At 41.4% G+C, this 20,998-nt stretch carries 18 protein-coding genes; all 18 read right to left on the minus strand.

Going from position 1 to position 20,998, the window contains the following annotated elements:
- Positions 1-422 precede the first annotated feature (422 nt).
- Positions 423-3,218: a chemotaxis protein CheA gene (locus ACYQ2C_RS13530; protein ID WP_460103473.1), complete on the minus strand. Its 2,796-nt coding sequence runs from the start codon at positions 3,216-3,218 to the stop codon at positions 423-425.
- Between the two features lie 62 nt (positions 3,219-3,280).
- Positions 3,281-4,072 carry a protein phosphatase CheZ gene (locus ACYQ2C_RS13535; RefSeq protein ID WP_460050543.1) on the minus strand — a complete coding sequence of 264 codons (792 nt, stop codon included), beginning with the start codon at positions 4,070-4,072 and terminating at the stop codon, positions 3,281-3,283.
- 21 nt (positions 4,073-4,093) lie between these two features.
- Positions 4,094-4,477 carry a chemotaxis response regulator CheY gene (cheY, locus tag ACYQ2C_RS13540; protein ID WP_460050541.1) on the minus strand — a complete coding sequence of 128 codons (384 nt, stop codon included), beginning with the start codon at positions 4,475-4,477 and terminating at the stop codon, positions 4,094-4,096.
- A 748-nt stretch (positions 4,478-5,225) separates the two neighbouring features.
- A complete protein-coding gene (locus ACYQ2C_RS13545; protein ID WP_460050539.1) occupies positions 5,226-5,969 on the minus strand; it encodes an RNA polymerase sigma factor FliA in 744 nt (247 codons plus the stop codon).
- A 2-nt stretch (positions 5,970-5,971) separates the two neighbouring features.
- Positions 5,972-6,799: a MinD/ParA family protein gene (locus ACYQ2C_RS13550; protein WP_460050537.1), complete on the minus strand. Its 828-nt coding sequence runs from the start codon at positions 6,797-6,799 to the stop codon at positions 5,972-5,974.
- A 247-nt stretch (positions 6,800-7,046) separates the two neighbouring features.
- Entirely contained in the window at positions 7,047-8,873 is a 1,827-nt protein-coding gene (gene flhF / locus ACYQ2C_RS13555; RefSeq protein WP_460103478.1) for a flagellar biosynthesis protein FlhF, read from the minus strand.
- Positions 8,874-8,931: 58 nt separating this feature from the next.
- Positions 8,932-11,160: a flagellar biosynthesis protein FlhA gene (flhA, locus tag ACYQ2C_RS13560; RefSeq protein WP_460103481.1), complete on the minus strand. Its 2,229-nt coding sequence runs from the start codon at positions 11,158-11,160 to the stop codon at positions 8,932-8,934.
- Positions 11,161-11,380: 220 nt separating this feature from the next.
- Positions 11,381-12,514: a flagellar biosynthesis protein FlhB gene (gene flhB, locus ACYQ2C_RS13565; RefSeq protein WP_460103484.1), complete on the minus strand. Its 1,134-nt coding sequence runs from the start codon at positions 12,512-12,514 to the stop codon at positions 11,381-11,383.
- Positions 12,515-12,520: 6 nt separating this feature from the next.
- Positions 12,521-13,294, minus strand: a complete 774-nt coding sequence (fliR, locus tag ACYQ2C_RS13570) for a flagellar biosynthetic protein FliR (RefSeq protein WP_460050529.1) — start codon at positions 13,292-13,294, stop codon at positions 12,521-12,523.
- A 43-nt stretch (positions 13,295-13,337) separates the two neighbouring features.
- On the minus strand, positions 13,338-13,607 hold the full coding sequence (fliQ, locus tag ACYQ2C_RS13575; RefSeq protein WP_460050527.1) for a flagellar biosynthesis protein FliQ: 270 nt from the start codon (positions 13,605-13,607) through the stop codon (positions 13,338-13,340).
- Between the two features lie 30 nt (positions 13,608-13,637).
- Complete coding sequence (gene fliP, locus ACYQ2C_RS13580; protein ID WP_460103561.1) at positions 13,638-14,333, minus strand: flagellar type III secretion system pore protein FliP; 696 nt, start codon at positions 14,331-14,333, stop codon at positions 13,638-13,640.
- A gap of 188 nt (positions 14,334-14,521) precedes the next feature.
- Positions 14,522-15,301 (minus strand): flagellar biosynthetic protein FliO, encoded by a 780-nt coding sequence (gene fliO, locus ACYQ2C_RS13585; RefSeq protein WP_460103489.1) that lies wholly within the window; start codon positions 15,299-15,301, stop codon positions 14,522-14,524.
- 14 nt (positions 15,302-15,315) lie between these two features.
- Positions 15,316-15,753: a flagellar motor switch protein FliN gene (gene fliN / locus ACYQ2C_RS13590; RefSeq protein ID WP_460103492.1), complete on the minus strand. Its 438-nt coding sequence runs from the start codon at positions 15,751-15,753 to the stop codon at positions 15,316-15,318.
- The gene (gene fliM, locus ACYQ2C_RS13595) at positions 15,746-16,792 is read right to left on the minus strand and encodes a flagellar motor switch protein FliM (RefSeq protein WP_460050520.1); all 1,047 of its coding nucleotides are present in this window, start codon (positions 16,790-16,792) and stop codon (positions 15,746-15,748) included. The genes fliN and fliM overlap by 8 nt, the downstream gene beginning before the upstream one ends.
- A gap of 16 nt (positions 16,793-16,808) precedes the next feature.
- Positions 16,809-17,333: a flagellar basal body-associated FliL family protein gene (locus ACYQ2C_RS13600; RefSeq protein ID WP_460050518.1), complete on the minus strand. Its 525-nt coding sequence runs from the start codon at positions 17,331-17,333 to the stop codon at positions 16,809-16,811.
- Between the two features lie 495 nt (positions 17,334-17,828).
- Positions 17,829-19,109: a flagellar hook-length control protein FliK gene (locus ACYQ2C_RS13605; RefSeq protein WP_460103497.1), complete on the minus strand. Its 1,281-nt coding sequence runs from the start codon at positions 19,107-19,109 to the stop codon at positions 17,829-17,831.
- A 437-nt stretch (positions 19,110-19,546) separates the two neighbouring features.
- On the minus strand, positions 19,547-19,942 hold the full coding sequence (locus ACYQ2C_RS13610; RefSeq protein WP_460050514.1) for an Hpt domain-containing protein: 396 nt from the start codon (positions 19,940-19,942) through the stop codon (positions 19,547-19,549).
- A gap of 22 nt (positions 19,943-19,964) precedes the next feature.
- Positions 19,965-20,861, minus strand: coding sequence for a TIGR01777 family oxidoreductase (locus ACYQ2C_RS13615; RefSeq protein ID WP_460050512.1), 897 nt, complete (start codon positions 20,859-20,861; stop codon positions 19,965-19,967).
- Positions 20,862-20,998: the final 137 nt, after the last annotated feature.

The following is a 20,998-nucleotide window of genomic DNA, read 5'->3' on the forward strand; positions in this document are numbered from 1 at the left end:
CCTAGACACCTGATGAGCTCTATCAGCGTAATTGGGATGCACCTTCTCACGACACCGTTATTATTCACACACAATTTCGTAACATTACAACCAATGAGCGAATACAAGACTATGGAATTTCTGATCAGCTCACCCATAATTTAATCAGAGGGAAAATATTGAAAATACCCCTACCAATGTCTTCACAACTTTAGGAATCTCTGATTAACTCATCCCTGATTTAATCAGAGGACAGAAATTGAAAATGCGATTTCCAATTTCTTCACAATTTCAATCACTTACCATTCTTGAAATTGGCGACACATCCTTGTGTCGCTGGAAACTTTAGGTTCATCAGAGTTTCCTTTAAATTAGCCATTCTAGAAAATTAAGATGCATCCTTGCGTCGCAAGAAACTCTGGATTAATCAAAGTCTCTTGAAACTAAGCAGCATTACCAGCGTAGCGTTTCAACATACTTGGAACATCTAAAATTAATGCGATTCTTCCATCACCGGTAATTGTCGCACCAGCCATACCCGGTGTGCCATGCAACATTTTGCCAAGCGGTTTAATTACTACTTCTTCTTGACCAATTAACTGATCAACAACAAAACCGACTCGCTGAGTACCCACCGAAACAATGACAATGTGGCCTTCTTTTGGTGGTGTCGCGTAAGCTGCGCTACGAATTAACCAACGTTTTAAGTGAAATAACGGTATCGCTTTTTCGCGAATGGTGACACATTCTTGGCCATCAACAATGTTGGTGCGACTTAAATCCATATGGAAGATTTCATCAACATTAACTAAGGGTAATGCGAATGTTTGATCGTCCAACATAATCATCAGCGTTGGCATAATGGCCAAGGTTAAAGGCACTTTAATATAAAGTTTAGTACCTTCGTCAACGACCGAATCAATTTCTATGGTGCCATTGAGTTGGGTGATTTTGGTTTTCACCACATCCATACCAACACCACGGCCGGATACATCAGATATTTCTTGTTTGGTCGAAAAACCGGGAGCAAAAATTAACGCAAAAGCCTCTTGATCGGATAAACGCGCTGCCGCGTCTTCATCCAATACACCCTTGGCCACAGCAATGGATTTAAGTTTATTCGGGTCCATACCACCGCCATCATCGGTGATGGCTAATAAAATATGGTCACCCTCTTGCTGGGCAGACAATACAACTCGGCCAACGCGTGGTTTACCTTTTTGCTCGCGCACATCCGGTAATTCAATACCATGATCCACCGAGTTTCGAACCAAATGCACCAAGGGATCAGCCAAAGCTTCTACCAGGTTTTTATCGAGATCGGTTTCTTCACCGACAAGCTCAAGACTAATTTCTTTTCCTAAACTGCGTGCAAGATCGCGCACAACCCGTGGGAAACGCCCAAACACTTTCTTAATGGGCTGCATTCGGGTTTTCATGACCGCGGTTTGTAAATCGGCGGTAACAACATCTAAATTAGAAACGGCTTTTGATAATACCTCATCGCCTTTTTCATCACCCAAGCGAACCAACCGATTGCGCACCAATACCAACTCGCCGACCATATTCATAATATCGTCGAGACGTTGCGTATCAACACGCACCGTGGTTTCGGCAGCCGGCGCAGCCGCTTCTTTGGGTGCGGCCGCCGGTGGCGATGCCGGTTTAGCTGCACTCGCTTTAGCACCACCGGGAACGGCAACAAGCTCAGGTTTTGCAGCGGCGGTGCTGGGTTTTCCGGTACCAGGAACCGCCTTAATAGCGGCACTCTTATCTGGCTCGGAGGCTTTGGTAGTTGCTGGTTTTTTCGGTGCAGCAGGTGCTTTTGCGGCGGTTTTTACGGGTTCTTTTTTCGGCTCTGACTTTTCTGCTTTAACGTCTGATTTCTCAGATACAGTCTCTTTCGATTCTGTTGTTTTTGGTGCAGTTGTATTTTTCGGCGGTGATGAGGCGGCCTTAGTACTAGCGACCTTGGTATCTGAACTACCAGCGCCTGGTCCTTTGCCAGCACCGTGCAATTGATCTAATAACGCCTCAAACTCATCTTCGGTAATGGTATCGTCGTTGGCTTTCGCTTTAGCTTTTGGAGATTCGGATTTTGGTTTTGCAGCTTTGGGCGCAGGCGCTTTTACCTCTTCTGCTTTTACATCTTCGGTTTTTTCTTCTTTTGGATTGGCGTTTTCGACCTTTTCTGCCTCAGCCGCAGGAGCTGCCTTAGCCGATGAATTAGATTTATCTTGACCACCCGGGCCTTTGCCTTGACCGTGAATTTGATCTAAGAGTTTTTCAAATTCGTCTTCGGTAATTAAATCAGAGTTTCCACCCGCGGATTTTTTAGACTTGGCCTTTTCACCGGATTTGTCATCGGCAGGCGCAGCTTCTGATTTTTCTGGTGCAGCTTTTTTAGATTCGCCAACACTTGGACCTTTACCTTCGCCGTGCAACTGATCAAGAAGCGCTTCAAACTCATCGTCGGTGATTTCGTCGGATTCAGTTTTCTTTACAACCGGAGAATTCTTAGCAGTGGTAGATTTTACGGCGGGTTTAGCTGCCCCGTCTTCATCTTCGTCGGCGATTGCATCCAACAAGTTAGCTATTGCACTGTCAGAAAAATCGTCACTACTCGCTGAGGGCTGCGAGTCTTGTGCATCGAGTTCTACTTCATCAATATCGGCTTGTGCATTGAACTCGGAGTCTTGAGGTTCGTCTTCTGAAATATCTTGCTCTGATACGTCTTCATCTACAACTTCATCTGCAACGACGTCTTCTTCGTAGGCTTCTTCGTCAACGGATTCTTCTTCGACAACTTCTTCATCAACAACTTCTTCATCGGAAGCTTCGAGTAAATCCTCGCAGGCGACTAATCTTTCGAGTGATTCAATTAAAGACTCATCTGCGGGTGATGGTTCAACACGATTTTGAACCTGATCAAATTGTGAATTAACAGCATCCAGCGCTTGCAGCACCACGTCCATCAATTCGGAAGTTACTTCGCGTTTACCATTGCGTAAAATATCGAATAAATTTTCCGTTACATGGCAGCATTCAACCATTGGCGCAATTTGCAGGAAGCCAGCACCGCCTTTGACCGTATGAAAACCACGGAATATCGCGTTTAATAAATCACGATCATCTGGACGTTGCTCAAGCTCTACCAGTTGCTCGGAAAGCGTCTCGAGGATTTCGCCAGCTTCTACTAAGAAGTCTTGCAAAATCTCTTCATCATCGCCGAACCCCATTCACTGCTCCTCTCGCCAAAACGATTTATTCAGTCGTTTTTATTCTTAAAATATCAAATCTATTAAAAGCCTAAACTTGATAATAAATCGTCAACTTCATCTTGACTGGCCATAACATCTGGACGATGTTTTGCCTGAATTTGCGGGCCTTCGCCGTTTGCCGATTTCTTCTCGGCAGCTTCTTTATCTGCTTTTGATCGAAACCCAGCAACATCTTCTACTTGTCCGGCAATACGAACTAGCTGAACCAGTTCGCCTTCAACATCAGAAATAAGACCAATTACTTTTTTCAGAACTTGGCCGGTTAAATCTTGGTAGCCCTGTTCCAAAATAATATCTTGTAAATTTAAACCCAATTGCTCTGCGCCTGTACCAATACGCGCAAGAAATTCGTCCATGCGATAGTACAATTGCCGAAATTCATCTGGGCCCATTTCACGACGCTTAAAGCGTTTCCACTCTTCTCGCAATTGCGCCGACTCAGTAATGATTTCGGCAGCAATAGGCGCTGAAGCTTCAACGCGATCCATCGTTTTATCGGCGGCGTCTTGAGTTAATTTAAGAACGTAGTTAAGCCGGTCTGATGCATCGCTGATATGAGATTTATCCGACAACGTGGAGTCATTATCCGAATTTGCATCAACGTTAAAATTAACAATAGCGTTATGCAAAGCACGAGTTAATTTACCGACACTGTTAAAAATTAAGCTGTCGCGTTGTTGATTTAATTTCGATATCACTTCGCTTGCATCGTGATAATCTTCGTTCTGTAATTTCTCAAGCAACATTTGCGCAGCTTCACGAAGATCTTCGACTGCTCGATTCGGGTCTTTCGAGAATTGATTAGAATCCATAACTAAACCTGTGGAAATGAGTTAACCGACGCGATCAAAAATCTTTTCGATTTTTTCCTTTAGAGCTTGAGCCGTAAACGGTTTTACAACATAACCATTCACACCGCTTTGGGCCGCTTCAATAATTTGTTCCCGCTTTGCTTCGGCGGTCACCATCAACACCGGTAAACTGCTAAGACGTTCATCTGCTCTGACTTGCCTGAGCAACTCAATACCGGTCATTCCCGGCATATTCCAGTCCGTCACCAAAAAATCGAAATCGCCGTTTTTAAGCATCGGCAACGCCGTTTGGCCATCATCAGCTTCTTGCGTATTAGTGAACCCTAAATCACGCAATAGATTTTTAATGATCCGCCGCATAGTAGAAAAATCATCGACTATGAGGATTTTCATATTTTTATCCAATGTAACCTCCATAGGCCCTGGTCGAGGGAAACCGATTCAATACAAAGTCTAGTAGCAGTTTGTGCGGTATCCAGTTTTTTAAGGATAGCGATTACCAATATTCGGGTATTGATCAACCGCGGACATAATCTGTAGGGTTTAATGAAATCAAATACCTAAATCTTGTACAAAAAAAGCGTAATAACACTCAATCTGAATTTTTACTAAATAAATCTCTTTTCAATAAAAACCCGGTTGTTAAAACAAATTAGAATAAAGAAGCTCTGATTAACCTCGGCCTAGTCACCGCACCAGTTGCATTGATAACCGCGACACGATAAGCAATTGAAATGATATAGAAATTACACATTACATTTTCAATTTCGTTCTTCAGTAAAAATTACGACCGGGTTAATCAGAGATTCCTAAATATTCCTAGCTATAAATGTCACGCTCGTTCTTTAAAACTGTTTCTATAGGATAGTTTCGGCTTTAAACGACTTTTTTTTAGAATAAAGCAAAAAAATTATCTTAATTATTCAAAAGATTGGGAAAGCTACAAAATATTTAATTTGAATGGGATTTTGTTCAAGAAAAAAAGTCACGGTAAATTTGGCAAAAAATTAGAGGGGTCTGTCGTTATTCAGAATTGCCATTGAATAAAAGAGATTCGCAGAGAACCATGAAAGGCACAAACGGGTCACTATCTTTTGTCAGCGATTTAATTTAACCGAATAAATCGTTACTTATTTTTATGAATTCGTAATTATCACTCCGAAATTACCCAATCTTGAAGACGACCACGTAAACGCAGTGCAGCCTGACTGTGAATTTGACTGACTCGCGATTCACTTACGCCTAATATCTGCCCAATTTCTTTAAGATTCAGTTCTTCATCGTAATATAGCGCTAAAACCAGCTGTTCGCGCTCTGGCAGCGATTTAATCGCCTCGGCCAAGCATTTACGCAGATTATCTTTTTGCAGGCCTACAAATGGACTGAGATTACCATCGCTGGCACTGTCGTGCTCAATACGGCTGTCGTCTTCGCCTACGGCCTCTTCATAACTGAACAAGCGTGTACTGGTGCTATCTTGCAAAATCGCGTGATATTCTTCTAAGCTCACTTCCAATTCGTCGGCCACTTCTTTATCAGTCGCATCGCGGCCTGTGCGTGCTTCAATTTGCGCAATGGCGTCTTGAACGCGTCTGGCATTACGATGCACCGAACGCGGCGCCCAATCACCTCTGCGCATTTCATCCACAATGGCGCCACGAATGCGAATTCCCGCGTAGGTTTCAAAACTCGCCCCCTTACTGGCATCGTATTTTTGCGATGCTTCAATTAAGCCAATCATTCCAGCTTGAATTAAATCTTCAACTTGCACACTCGCCGGCATTCTCATCATCATGTGATGGGCAATACGTTTTACCAAACTCGCATACTGTTCTATGTCGATCGCCGGTTGAAGTTGCGCTTGATCATACATTGCTAATCCGTCCACAGCAGCCATAGTTAAACCTCCACATGTGCAGTATGCAAAAGCCGTTCAACGAAAAACTCCAAGTGCCCTCTTGGGCCACTTGGCAGCGGCCAACTTATGACTTTTTGAGCAATACCTTTAATTGCCTGGGAAGCACGACTGCGTGGCAGAGCGGTCATTAATGGCGTTTGTTTTTGTACGGCTTTACGTACGCTTTCATCAAAAGGAATATGGCCGAGATACTGTAATGTGACATCTAAAAAGCGATCGCATACGGTTTGTAATTTATTAAACAGGTTTTGCCCTTCGTTAACGGTACGCGTCATATTAGCAACCACCCGAAAACGCGATTGTTGATATTCACTGTTAAGTAGCTTAATTAACGCGTAGGCATCGGTAATGGATGAAGGCTCATCACACACGACAACAATGACTTCGTTGGACGCATTTACAAAGCTGACAACCGTATCTGAAATTCCCGCTGCGGTATCGATAACCAGAATATCCAATTGCTGATCAAGCGTATTAAATGCATTAATTAATGCGGCATGTTGCTGGGCGCTTAATTGCGTCATGTTTTGAACACCGGATGAGGCCGGAACAATTTTTATTCCGCCAGGACCAGTCAACAAAATATCTTGCAGATCACATACGCCATTTAATACATCCGCTATGTTGTGCTTAGCTCGCAAACCCAACAGCACATCTACATTAGCCAATCCTAAATCAGCATCGAGCAATACCACTCGTCTTTGCATTTCGGCCAAGGCAATGCTCAAATTCACTGAAAGGTTGGTTTTACCCACACCACCCTTTCCACCAGTTACGGCTATGACTTGAACAGGACGAGAGTAGCTCATACAAACTCCAAATAACTCAATATAATTATTGCTAAATATAAATGAAATCTAATCTATCTACAGCAAACACCGATCAACCTAGGGTCTCCCGGTGGCATAAAAAGATGTACCACCAATACCAACACAAACTATCTACAAATAAATACCGAAGCAGAAAACCCATTAAACTGTGTAAAACAACAAGCAGTATTTTTAAATTTAGCACAGACTTAACTAAGCACACGCTCTTGAGCGCCGATAAACACAGTTAGGCTTGGACTTTTTCGTAATTATTTACGTCTTCAGTAATCCCAAAATTAGCAGGGGCTAATTGAGCGGATTTTTTCGCCGGTGCAATTGCTTCTAATGCTTTGGCGATAAGTTTTTTGTGAACAGGGAACTCAATGTCTTTTGGCACATTTTGTCCATTTGTCAAATAAGCAATGGGTAATTTTGATTCTATGACACAATCTAAACTATCACCCAAACTGCAACACTCATCTAATTTGGTCAGCACCAACGCTTGCGCATCAAGATCGTTAGCAACACTTAATATGTTTTTTTGAAAAGCCTTTTGCGAATTTGTGGTCATGACAAATATTTTGGTAACAAAATCATGGTTTTTAAATTCGTTAAACCAAAGATTATTGTCCAAGTCACGAATATTAATTCCTGGGGAATCAATTAGAATCAAATCGCAATAGGTTAGCGAAAACAATGCTTCGTTCAACTGCCGGCCCGTAGTGACAACATGCAGAGGAATTTGCAATATATGCGATAAACTCTTTAACTGGCTTTGCGAACCCAAACGTTCATTATCTGTAGAAATAATAGCGATACCGTGGCGGCCGTGTTCCAAAATATGTTGGGTTGCGAGTTTAGCGATGGTGGTGGTTTTACCGGCTCCGGTAGGGCCAATAAAAGCATAGCGACCGCCTTGTTTAACAATATCAATAGTGCTTAACGGTAAATTTGATTTTAAATATTTTAGCGCTTTAAGCCAAACATCGCGGCCCGTTTCACCAGCTTTCATAACAACATGGTTTAACAGCTGGGTAATAAATTCTTCACCAAAACCCATCTTAGAAAAACGTTTTTCCAAAATCATTTGATAGCTTTTTAACGATCTCCCGTTACTCTGTTTAAGCTGCAACTCCAGAAGCTCACGCATATCATTAAGTTCAGATTGCAAGTTTTTAATATCACCCGAGTTATCAATAACCGTTGCCGTACGAACGGACTCCGGCGATCTGCTTGGCTTAGTTAAACTGTTTTCATTCTGCTGCGATAACTGCTGTATTGCTCGCTGTAGATTCTGATTAGACGGCGAATTCACATCTGCACTTTTTTCGTCTCGATGAATGACCGAATTGTTTAGGGAATTTTGTACCTCAGCAGAACTAGGGTTTTGACGAGATTTAACCGCATCGTGACTATTGTTAATCGTTGCCCGGTTTCTATTAACCGTTTCTTGATTACTGATATTGCCTTGCGGATTAGTATTTTCTTGACGGTTAGCGTTTTCTTGACGATTAGATTTGGCTTTTTCCAAAAAAGAGACAACATCTGCCATCGACGGCGTACCTTTTGAAAATAATTCGTCGATAATTTCATCGGCTTCACTACGATGTTTTGTGTTGCGTGATAAATTAACAACAGCGGCGGAACTTTTATAGCTAGAACGTTTCTGTACGGGATTAGAAGAATAACGTTGTGCTTGTTGTTTTTTCTGAGCATCTAATTGGCGAGATAAATAAGAGACATTTTCTTCTGCCTTGTTTGCAATGTTATCTGCACCGGTCATTTTTCGCCCTGACTCAGGTTTTTTACCGGAGGTTACATAACCTTCTGATTCGGTTAAAAAGGTAAATTCTCCAGTATCGGCTAAACCTTCGTATTTAGAAAAAACACTCTGATGGGACCCGGCATTGTCCTTAACGTCTAACCATTGCGTGCAATCATCAGCGGTCGCAAGTATTTCAACATATTTGCCTTGTTTAGTGTTCGATAAAATAACAGCATCTTCACCCAGTTCAGCGCGCACCATTTCAAGCGCCCTTCGCATATCAGCCGCTTTAAACCGTTTAACTTGCATAGATACCGCCTATTTATAGTGAAAACATCGAACAATTGCTAAAAATCTAGCGTCTATGTTAATGCTGTGAATTACCGTTATTGCCAGATATTCCGATTATGGTTCCCGAAACCGTTATGGATTTATTTTCTGGAATTTCTGCATAGGCTAAAACTGTTGCATCTACCGCTAAAGATCGACAGAGTTTTAAAAGTAAACTTCTGAGAACACCTGCCACGAGAATAATTGCCGGTTTATTGGCAATTTCCTGCCGTTGTAGATTCTCGCGAATTGATCTCTGCATTGCTTCTATTAACGCTGGCTCGATAAAACCTGTTTCATCAGCGCCAGTTTTTTGTGCCTGTTGATTAGCTTTGAGCAAAAGCTGTTCCAGCTCCGGTTGAAGGGTAATTACCGGCAATGCTTCATCACTTTTAACCAGTGCATAAATAATTTGACGACACAAGGCCACACGTGCAGCCGAGGTCAATTGTTCACTGTCGGTAGTTTTTTCACTGGCAGCCAACAAGGCTTCGCAGATGGAACGAAAATCTTTTATGGCAACGCCTTCTCGCAATAAATTTTGACACACCTTTAAAACGGCATTTAGCGAGAGTTTATCGGGTACCAATTCTGATACGAGTTTGGGCGATGTTTTGGCGAGTTGGTCTAGCAGTTTTTGAACGTCTTCGTGACCAATTAATTCATGGGTGTGTTTCAGTAAAATCTGATTTAAATGCGTTGCAACAACAGTACTAGCGTCAACAACGGTGTAACCTAAGGTCTGAGCTTCGTCTTTTTTGGTCAGATCAATCCATACTGCTGGCAAACCAAAAGCCGGATCTTTGGTGGCAATGCCGTCAATTTCACCAATGGTTTGACCGGGGTTAATAGCCAGGTCACGATCTGAAAAAATTTCGGCCTCACCCAAACAAACACCCATTAACAAGATCCGGTAACTGCTCGGCGAGAGATCGAGATTATCTTTGATATGAACACTTGGAATTAAAAAGCCTTTTTCCTGAGACAGCTTTTTTCGAATGCCTTTTATGCGTTTTAAAAGCTCTCCACCCTGAGGTTTATTCACCAGCGGAATTAAACGATAGCCGACTTCTAAACCAATTAAATCCACCGGCTGCACATCGTCCCAGCTTAACTCTGTATTTTCTGGTCGAGCGTCAATTATTTCGCCGCCTTCTTGATTGGGAAGTGAAGGACGATTACCGGGTGCAGCCGAAGAAGGATTATAACTACCGTCGGCAACTTCAAGTGTCTGCTTGTCTTTTTTATAAATAAAATACGCTAACACGCCACAAACAATAGCAAGCCCAATAAATGGCACATGAGGCATACCGGGAATAACACCCATTAAAAATAACACACCTGCTGAAACGGCCAAGGCTTTGGGAGAGTCAAACATCTGACTCAATACCTGCGAGCGCACATCCTCTGAACTGTTAACACGCGTAACCATAATGGCGGCGGCGGTTGATAACAATAGCGACGGAATTTGAGCGACTAAACCATCACCTATGGTTAATAAGATGTATTTTTCCAGCGCGTCGGTAAAGGTTAAACCGTGTTGGGCCATGCCTATGCCCAAGCCACCGATAATATTTATAAGCAGAATTAAAATACCGGCCACGGCGTCACCACGCACAAACTTACTAGCACCGTCCATAGCACCGTAAAAGTCTGCCTCGTTGGAAACTTCTTCGCGTCGAGTTTTTGCTTCTTCTTGATCAATTAAACCGGCGTTTAAGTCGGCGTCGATTGCCATTTGTTTACCAGGCATTGCATCTAAGGTAAAGCGTGCGCTGACCTCCGAAATTCGGCCAGCACCTTTGGTTACCACCACAAAGTTAATAATCATTAAAATAATGAAAACAACCAAACCAACCGCGTAATTACCACCAATAACCACTTCACCGAATGCCTGAATCACTTTACCGGCCGCATCGCCGCCCTCGTGACCATTGAGTAAAACAACACGGGTTGAGGCGACGTTTAACCCAAGCCTTAATAAAGTTGCTATTAATAATATGGTTGGAAAAACTGCGAACTCTAGTGGACGTAAGCTGTAAACGCTGACCAAAAGAACCACAATCGACAAGGCAATATTAAACGAGAAGAAGACATCCAATAAAAATGATGGTAATGGCAAAGTCATCATGCCAAGCATCATTAACAGTAAAATAGGTACGCCTAAATTACCGTTAATTATTGAACGGCCGTTAACATAAGCTCGATTAATAGAACTTCTGGTAATTTTCGGACGATTAACGCTTAAAAAACTGGGTAGCTGCATAGATTCTGACAATCAAAATATTGACGGTTTTAAAATAACAACAGCAATGCGCAATTAAAATACCAAGTGCAAAATTGTGATGACAATATTAACGCAGTTATTTTGAACAACAGGTCAGATAGACAAGCGGTGTAACCTTTAAAAAAGGCAGAACGTAAATACGATTTAGTCCGCAATTTTTAGTGGTATAAAAAGGCATTAGTATGGTGATGGTAAAAGGTTATTTATCGAACGTGTATTCTTTGGGTATGGGATACTTTTTGGGAGCTTTGGGCCGCTTGGCCTTACCGCGGCGATACTGCCGCAATTGAAAAATATACGCTAATACCTGTGCGACAGCCAAATACAAACCCGCGGGTATTTCTTTATCGACTTCTGTGGTGTAAAAAATGGCGCGCGTTAATGCTGGAGCTTGTAAAATTTCAACCGAATGAGCGTTGGCTATTTCTCTGATTTTAAGCGCAATAAAATCTCCACCTTTAGCAACGACTAGCGGTGTTTTCATGGTGGCAGGATCGTACTTAAGCGCTACCGAAAAATGCGTTGGATTGGTAAGTATGACATCCGCGGTAGGAACCTCTTGCATCATTCTATTATTCGCCAGATCTCTTTGCAGACGCCGAATTCTTCCTTTAACTTCCGGGCGACCTTCAGAATCTTTCATTTCGTCTCTAACTTCTTGCATCGACATTTTTAGGTTTTTATTGTTTTCCCATAATTGAAATGGAATATCGATGGCTGCGATGATAAGTGTCGAGCAAGATAGCAACAGGGCCGAAATAATTAAAATAAAAATAGAATCGTGAATTGCAACATTGAAGGGTAGATCAGACAAGTGAACAATATCATTGCGGCGTTGATATAACACGATGATTGCAATTGCGACCACCAAACCCACTTTGCCCAAGGATTTTACCAATTCTACCAATGCTTTTACGGAGAACATGCGTTTTAAGCCAGACAGCGGGTTCATTCGGCTGCCTTTTGGCATTAACGATTTGGAGCTAAACAACCATCCACCCAAACCCAGAGGAGCAGCAAATGCGATAATCAACAAAATAATAAAAATGGGAATTAATGAAAACAAACCTTCTTTTACTGCCGAAGAAAGCGCAACAAACATATAATTAGTGTCAAAACTGCTTTCGCGTCCAAAGGTAAAACCACGAATAAAAATGCCGTTAATCCGCACACTAAGATAACTGCCAAAGAAATATAAGGCCGCGGTAGCACCAATTAAAATGGCGCTGGTAGCTAATTCTTTGGATCTGGGAACCTGACCTTGATCGCGAGCTTTTTCTAAGCGTTTTGCGGTTGGTTCCTGCGACTTTTCTTGACTATCGTCTTCTGCCACGATAACTCACCCTAACAGATTTTCGGCGAATAGAATCAGCTCGGTTAACGACTGCTGAAACTGTGGTAAAAAATTACTTAAACCAAACCAAATGATAAACAGACCAAATACCAAGGTAATTGGAAAACCTACGGCAAAAATGTTCATCTGTGGCGCCGCACGTGACATTACACCAAAAGCAATATTAACCAATAAAATCGCCGTGGTAACCGGTAAAGCTAACACCATAGCGCCTGCAAACATCCAACTTCCCAGACCAACAACCTCTTTGAAATAACCAGCATTTAACTGAAAACTGGTAAACGACCAAAACATAAAACTTTTACTGATTAATTCTAACAATACCAAGTGACCGTTCACCGCTAAAAACAACAATGTCGCCAAGGTTAGATAATATTGCGACAAAACCGTAACCACCACACCGTTGGCCGGATCATTCAGTGAGGCAAAACCCAAACCCATGTTCATAGCAATTATTTGCCCGGCTACTACAAACATTTGAATAAATAGCTGGAAGATAAATCCCAATAAAAATCCAATAATGGCTTGTTCTATAGCAACTAAAAATCCCTGCACAGAAAGCAGTTCTACGTCGGGTATATTATTAACTAGCGGGCTTACGACAAGCGTTATAGGTATGGCAAGTGCTATACGTGCTCGGGCTGGAAGGGTGCGGGCTCCAAATATAGGAACAGCCAATAAGAAAGCGGATATGCGAATCATTACCCAAAGATATTGGGCTAACCAAGCAGATATCTGTTGGTCACTTAAGCTAAACATTGTACTTTTGGGTGATGAACAACCTATTAATGCGCATGTATCGTTAACCAATTAAATTAGGTACATCGGTAATTAACCGTACAAATAAATCCATTATTTTTGTTAATAACCAAGCACCGGCAAACATAATGGTTAATAGTGTTACCACCAATCTAGGTAAAAAACTTAATGTTTGTTCGTTAATTTGCGTTGCCGCTTGAAAAACACTAACGATCAACCCAACAATCAAACTCGGGCCAACAATTACCGTAATCATTAACACAGTTAGTAAAAAAGCATTCGCGAATAAATCCATAACAACTTCAGGAGTCATAATCACCTCATTGAGTATCTAGAAACTTGGTCAAAGACCAAAACTGGCCGCCAAACTACCAATAATTAATGCCCAACCATCAACTAATACAAACAGCATAATTTTAAAGGGTAACGAGATAATTAATGGCGACAACATCATCATACCCATGGCCATTAATACAGAAGCGACCACCAAATCAATAACCAAGAATGGTATAAATATAATAAAGCCAATTTGGAACGCAGTTTTTAACTCACTGGTTACAAAAGCGGGAACCAACACAGTGAAAGGAATCTCTTCCGGTGAAGCAACCGATTCGTAGCCGCCAATATCTAAAAATAATTTGATGTCCGACTCTCTAGTTTGCGACATCATAAATTTATGCATGGGCTCCGCAATGTTCGTTACCGCTTGACGAGAACCGATTTCTTCGTTGATGTAAGGTTGAATGGCATTGATATGAATTTCTTCAAATACCGGAGACATGATAAAAAATGTCATAAATAGTGATAAACCAATCAATATTTGATTCGACGGTGATTGTTGTAAACCCAGTGCTTGTCTTAAAATTGCAAAAACAATAATGATGCGCGTAAATGAGGTCATCATCATTAAGATTGCAGGGATAAAGGTAAATGCAGTCATTATTGCTAAAATTTGCAATGTGACCGTATATTCTTGGGTTCCGTCGGGTTGAGTGGTAACGGTTAAAGCAGGTAAACCCGGTATGCCGTTAATTGGAATAAGATTTTCTTTTTCTGTTGATGAATTTGATGCTTCTCTGGAGCTATCGCTGGTTTCTGGGTTGGCCGCAGGCTCTGCCTGAGCATACACTGATTCAATGTTTAATAATGATATCGTGCAAACGAATATCATTAAAATAAAACATCGACCTAGCCCCCCAATTATTAAATTCATCATTAATTGCGGCTCTAATCTTTATTAGAATCTTTATTTTTATTGAGCTCAAAGGCATAGATATTATTAAAGCTAAACGACTGGGTATCTGTGGGCTCAACGGTGGGTTTAAGAACTGTTTTTGTCTCTTTCTCGCTCATAGGGCCCTTAACCAACGGCGACTTATTTTTTGCAACCCATGACATGGCGCACCGGAGAATATTTTTTGCACTGAACAAATCGTCGCCGGGTTTATTTGGGGTCGCGGTGTTCGACAAATTAGGAACGATTATTTTTTTTATGTTACCCGAATCTAAAGATTCTTCTCTAGCAAGTTTATTCAGTTCGAAAACATGCAAGGTATTGATACTGTGTGGAGTAATGCCGAGCAGCAGTTGTTTGTTGTCGACTTCCACAACGGCTATACGCTCTTTAATTCCAACAGACAAATGGCTGAGTAGCTTTATTGATTCATTATGTTTTGAAATACCCGCTAAATTGTATTTTTTGGCGAACTTAGCCAGTAAAAAAATAAGCACTACAACCAATAACAACCCCATAAGAACCTGAGCCACCCATGTTTTTGTGGGTATTGCTGAGATTGGCTGGCTAGATATTTTAGGTACACTATTACCGACTGCGACAATTTCTTGAGATTCTTTTGATACGGTTTGAATTTCGGCATGAGCGTTGATCACAGGTTGCACAAACAAAAACAACAATATCAAGACCGACTTTAAGGCTACCATTTTAACAAAAAAATCTGTAAAGCGGTTTTTTTCAAAATAATGTTTTAACAAAATAACGACATTCATGATGAATACCTTTGTTATTTTAAGCGTTTAATTCTTTCAGACGCGCTAATGACATCTGTCATACGAATACCGAATTTTTCGTTCACGACCACCACTTCGCCGTGCGCAATTAAGGTACCATTAACCAATACATCCAACGGCTCACCGGCTAGGCGATCGAGCTCAATGACAGACCCCTGATTGAGTTGCAGTAGATTTCGGATGCTGATTGAAGTACTGCCAACTTGCATAGAAATGGTTACCGGAATATCGAGAATGACGTCTAGGTCTGGATTTTTTAAAGCCGGATTTGGTGGTGGCTGAAATTCATCGAGAGCCATTTTTTCGGCGTCGGCATCGCCCTCACCTTGGCCATCAACAATTTCTTGCTCGGCCATAGCAGCGGCCCATTCATCTGCCATTGCGTCCTGGTCGAGACCATCTTCGTTTTCGTTGTTGTCTTCATCAGCCATGTTGATTTACCTCAGTTTCTTTTGGGTCTTTTCCTGCGAATAATCCTGGATGATTTAATTTCGATTTCTCTTGTATTATGGATCGATCAATAAAGCCGAGAATTTGCAAAGCCATGTTGCCGTCACATTGACCCAGTTTTGATCGAAACATGGGAACTCTGTTGGCGGTAACAACATGATGAGGCGGCATTTCTATGGGAATAACATCGCCAACTTTGAGTTTGACAATATCTCCTAGTCGTATTTTGGCGTTGGCAATTTCGCACTCCAGTTGCACATCCGCTTCTAATACATCTTCTCGCAATGCAACTATCCAACGATCGTCTCGTTCATCACTATCGCTTTGCAAGCCTGCATCGAGCATTTCGCGTATGGGTTCGATGGTGGAGTAAGGAATGGTAATTTGCAGTTCTCCACCACCACCGTCTAATTCCACGTGAAAGGTACTGACAACCACGACCTCACTGGGGCTAACAATATTGGCCATTGAAGGGTTAACCTCGGAATTTATAAATTCAAATTCCAACGGCATAACCGCTTTCCAAGCTTCGGTGAGATCGGTAAAGGCTTGTTGCAATACCATTTGTACAACACGTAATTCGGTGGGCGTAAATTCACGGCCTTCGATTTTTGCGTGCCGACCATCGCCACCAAAAAAATTGTCCACTAATTTAAAAACCAGTTTTGCATCTAAAATAATCAGCGCTGTACCTCTTAAAGGCCGAAATTTCACCATATTTAAACTGGTTGGCACATACAAGGTGTGTACGTATTCGCCGAATTTTATAATCTGTACGCCACCGACTGAGACATCGGCTGTGCGGCGCAATAAATTAAACATGCTAATTCGGGTATAGCGCGCAAATCGTTCGTTAATCATTTCGAGCGTTGGCATTCGCCCGCGAACGATTCGATCTTGGCTGGTTAGGTCATAACCTCTAGCTTTACCGGGTTCGTTGTCGTTTTCGACCTCGATATCGCCATCGTCGACACCGTGTAATAAAGCATCGATTTCGTCTTGTGATAGTAAGTCTTGCAAGGTTTACAGACCTCAGTTATTGCATGACAAAATTAGTAAATAGTATTTGCTCTACTCCCGGCTCGCCGATCTCTTCATTCATGATCGTTTGAACAACCGTAAGAGCTGTTTGTCGCATTAACTCTTTGCCTTCTGGGGTTTGAATTTCTTCGTATTCCATGCCCGAGAACGCCAAGATTAGGTCGTTTCTTACCCGCGAGCTGTGTAATTCAATTTCGGTTACCACCGTGTCTGACCGTGTCATTAATGTAATATCAATTTGTGCGTAACGCTGGCGACCACGAACGTTATAGGTCATTAATAATGATGGATTTAATGGAAAATATACCGCTGGCATTTTCGTTTCCTCCATGGATTTTTCTTCCATGGCGGCATCATCAGCCTCTTCAACAGCCGGAGGATCTTCCTTGAATATAGTCAATACTGCGACGGTTCCGCCAACCGAAACCGAAATTAAAATTAAAGCGCCAACAATTAATAGAATGAGTTTCTTTTTTCCACCGCCGCTGGATTCTTCTGCTGCCTGTTCTTCGTCAGCCATGTCAAGATCTCGTCATTTTTTTGTAGTTAATGCTGTAGATTTAGAATCAGCAAAGGCTATGCCTGAATAACACGATGCTGAATAATCGCGCCTTCACTGGTGTAGCACAGGTTTGAGGATTTTCAAGAATTGTTAAATGGAAACGTCTGATGAATTTGTTCGTGAATAATGCAGAGAAAAGAAAAAAAACAATTGAAAGCGCGATTTGAAATTTTTCGCACGCTCAAACACTTACCCTACTCAGAACAGACGACACATTCTTGTGTCGCCGAGCGTTTTAAATGAATTTAGGTTTTGAATACAGTATTTTTAATGGCGGTTAGAGCAAAATATGTTTAGCCAACAACACCAAAATCGCAAGAAAAAACTATTTAGTTACAAAGCCAATAGTTAATGACTTAAAAAGAAATCGTTCTATTAAGCAGTCGTAAGAAAGCTCTGATTAATTCTTCCATAATTTAATCAGAGCTTATTCAAAAGTGATTAAAACGCAAATTAAGCGTAGCTATCTACCAAACGGGTATGAGTATTCACGGGTGTTACGTGGGTGACTTCCGTATTTTCTTCAATACCGCCAGAATTCACTAGATTGTCATTTTCTGCCTGGTTATTACTCTCTTGACGTTGCTCCTGATTAGACTGACCAGAAATATTAACATCCACTAAGTTTAAACCTTCCTGGGAAAAAAGTTCTCTCAAGCGGTTAGCCGTTTGATCCAATGCATCGCGTACTTGCGAAGAGTGACTGTTAAAACTGACTTGAGCTTGATCGTTATGTACAACAATTCTAGCTTGTAATGGGCCTAGCTCCGGTGGATCCAGTTGAATTTCGGCCTCTGATAATCCTTGGCTCGCCAACCATAAAACTTTTTCGGCAACATCCGCTCCCCAAGCGGGAGAAGTTATGCCATGCCCAACAAATAAACTGGTTGTCGTGGGTGTTGATCTAAGCGCATCTGACGGATTTAATATACCACTGATCTGACCATTAATATATTGGCTTACTTTATTGTCAATTGGATTAAGCGTATCGATTTCCGTAGAGTTATTCAAACCCGCAATATTAAGCAGACTATCAAATTTTGCAGAAAACTTGCTGTTTTGCGCATTATTATCCAATACATCTGCATTTAAATCTGAATCTAGCGCTAGGCCATTTAATTCATAGTCACCTTGACTTACGTTCAACAATGCAGATTTATTCAAACCATTTGAGGCATTTAGACTATTTTTAGATATCAAGCTTTCCGATTGCAATAAGTTTGAATATGCCGACAATCCACCAAACCCAGACTGCTCAAGCAATTCCGCACCGGTTGTTAATTGGCCTAAACCGCCTGTGCTGGATGTCGCTATTAATAATGGCGATTGGCCCTCAAGTTCACCATCTAGGTGTAAATCTGAAATAAATGCTTCTACCAGTGGCGATTGCGACGTTGCCAAAGTTGACGATGTTGGCTCCAATGAATTCTCCTCGCTTAGCTCAGAGCTAGCATCTCTCGTGTTTTGAAAGCCGTCTGCGCGCGAATTATTTTCGGTATTTTCAGACGTTGCCGTATCTCGATCAGCACTGTTGTTTTTGCTGGAAATTCTTTCGTCGGTGGAATCCTTATTATTAGAAGATAATTTTTTGGTGTCGTTATTTCGATTTGTTTCGTCAAAAACCTGCTCAAACGATTTATCGTCATTTGAACGGAGCTCTGATCGAGAATTACTATTGGCAGATACCTCAAATTTATCGGATTTAACGACCAGAGCATTGATTCCAGATGTCATACGGCCACCTATGTTAAGAGAGGCAATTGTTTGCCTCTAAATTTAATACGCAAGTGATAAGTAAATTCATGGAGGATACTAAGCAAATGAAGAGCCAAACTCATACTCAGTGATTAAAAATGATCAGCCAGCAAAAATTTATGCGTTTTGTTAATTGCAGATAGATAACTATTATGGCAAGAAGCCTATTTATTGAGACGCACACAACAAGCCGATGTAATCAGTAGAATTACAGAGATCTTTGAATTTAGAAAAAATCAGAGTGAGTTCCGCGAAATCTAAACTTTTCAGCGAAACAGAGATGTGATCAATTTCAACCACTGTGAGTGTTTAAAATTGCAAAGGAATCAGAAATTGCATTTTTAATTGCAATGGTCTGATTAAAACATGACAAGATTAATCAGAGTTCCCTAAATATATTGGGAGATTATTCAACATTAAATGGGATTGTTTGCAAGCAAGAGATCTATTTCTTTAAGCAGTGGTTCTTTCAATTCTAATAACGCACTCAAATAAAACGTTACCCTATCTTCTAACTGACGCAACGAATGTGCATCGGCATCAACAGATTCAAGACGACGTACACACAGTTCTTCAATATGCTGGCATATATCAATAAGGCGCATAACACCAACATTGCCGCTACTACCTTTTAAGCTGTGCACGGTTTTTTTCAATAATAAGGTTTCGCCAGCTGCTTTTGATGATTCGATAGTTTGGAATTTATCAAGAACATCGTCACGATAGGTTTGTAAAAGTGCCGGAAAATCTTCCTCCATAATTTCGCGAAGACTGGCTAGTGTATATTGATCAAAAAATTGCAAAGCATTCATAGCAAATGTTATAACCCAAAGCTCATGACTTTTTACCCACCAGCGCCTGAAGCGCAGTTTTTATATAAGGGTAATCAAATTTAAAGCCCTGTTGTTGTAATCGGGCTGGTAAAATGTTCTGACTGTCAAATAATAGCTGATGAGCTTCACCAAGGGTAAATTTCATTACAATTTTAGGAACTCGTAAAAACCCCGGACGCTTTAGGGTAACCGCCAGAGATTGTGAAAACTCTGAATTTGTCACCGGATTTGGAGCAACCATATTGAATGGACCTTCGCTCTGACTCGAATTGAGCAAGAAGTCTATCGCTTTAACCATGTCGGATACATGAATCCAAGACATGTATTGTTGACCATCACCAAGAGGTCCGCCCAAACCTAACTTAAATGCCGGTAGCATTTGTTGTAAGGCACCGCCATCGCGACCCAGTACAATACCGGTACGTAATAAAATCAAACGTGTATCGGTAATGGTACGAGCGATTTTTTCCCAATCAAGGCACAACTGTTGCGCAAAATCGTCTTCGCGAATACTCAACTCGTTGCTTTCGTCTATTTTACCAACGCCGGTATCGCCGTATATGCCGATTGCTGACCCAGACAGAAAAACCTTAGGTTTATTCGTAGTAACGGTAAATAAAGTACAAAGCTGTTGTGTGGTATTTAATCGACTGGTACGAATTTTTTGCTTGTACTCTTCAGTCCAACGTTTGCCAACAATGGGCGCTCCGGCTAGGTTTATTACCGCATCAAAATTATTTAGGTCAGTTAACTTGCTAAGATCGGTAATGGTTTGAACATTGTCAGGCAAATGTTTAGGTGGACGATTATGGATAAGTACTGTGTATTGGTATTGAGTGTATTGCTGTATAAAATGTCGGCCAATAAAGCCGGTGCCACCAGTGATTAATATATTCATACTGTCAGTTATCTACCACTCATTATAATTGTGCCGAGAATATCAAACTCTTCATTTATATCTTATTAAAATAGGCATTAACAGTTAAAAAATTGAGAACTTCGTAAAAAAATATGCGCAACAGGAAGATATACGTA

Source organism: Sessilibacter sp. MAH3 (assembly GCF_054658275.1).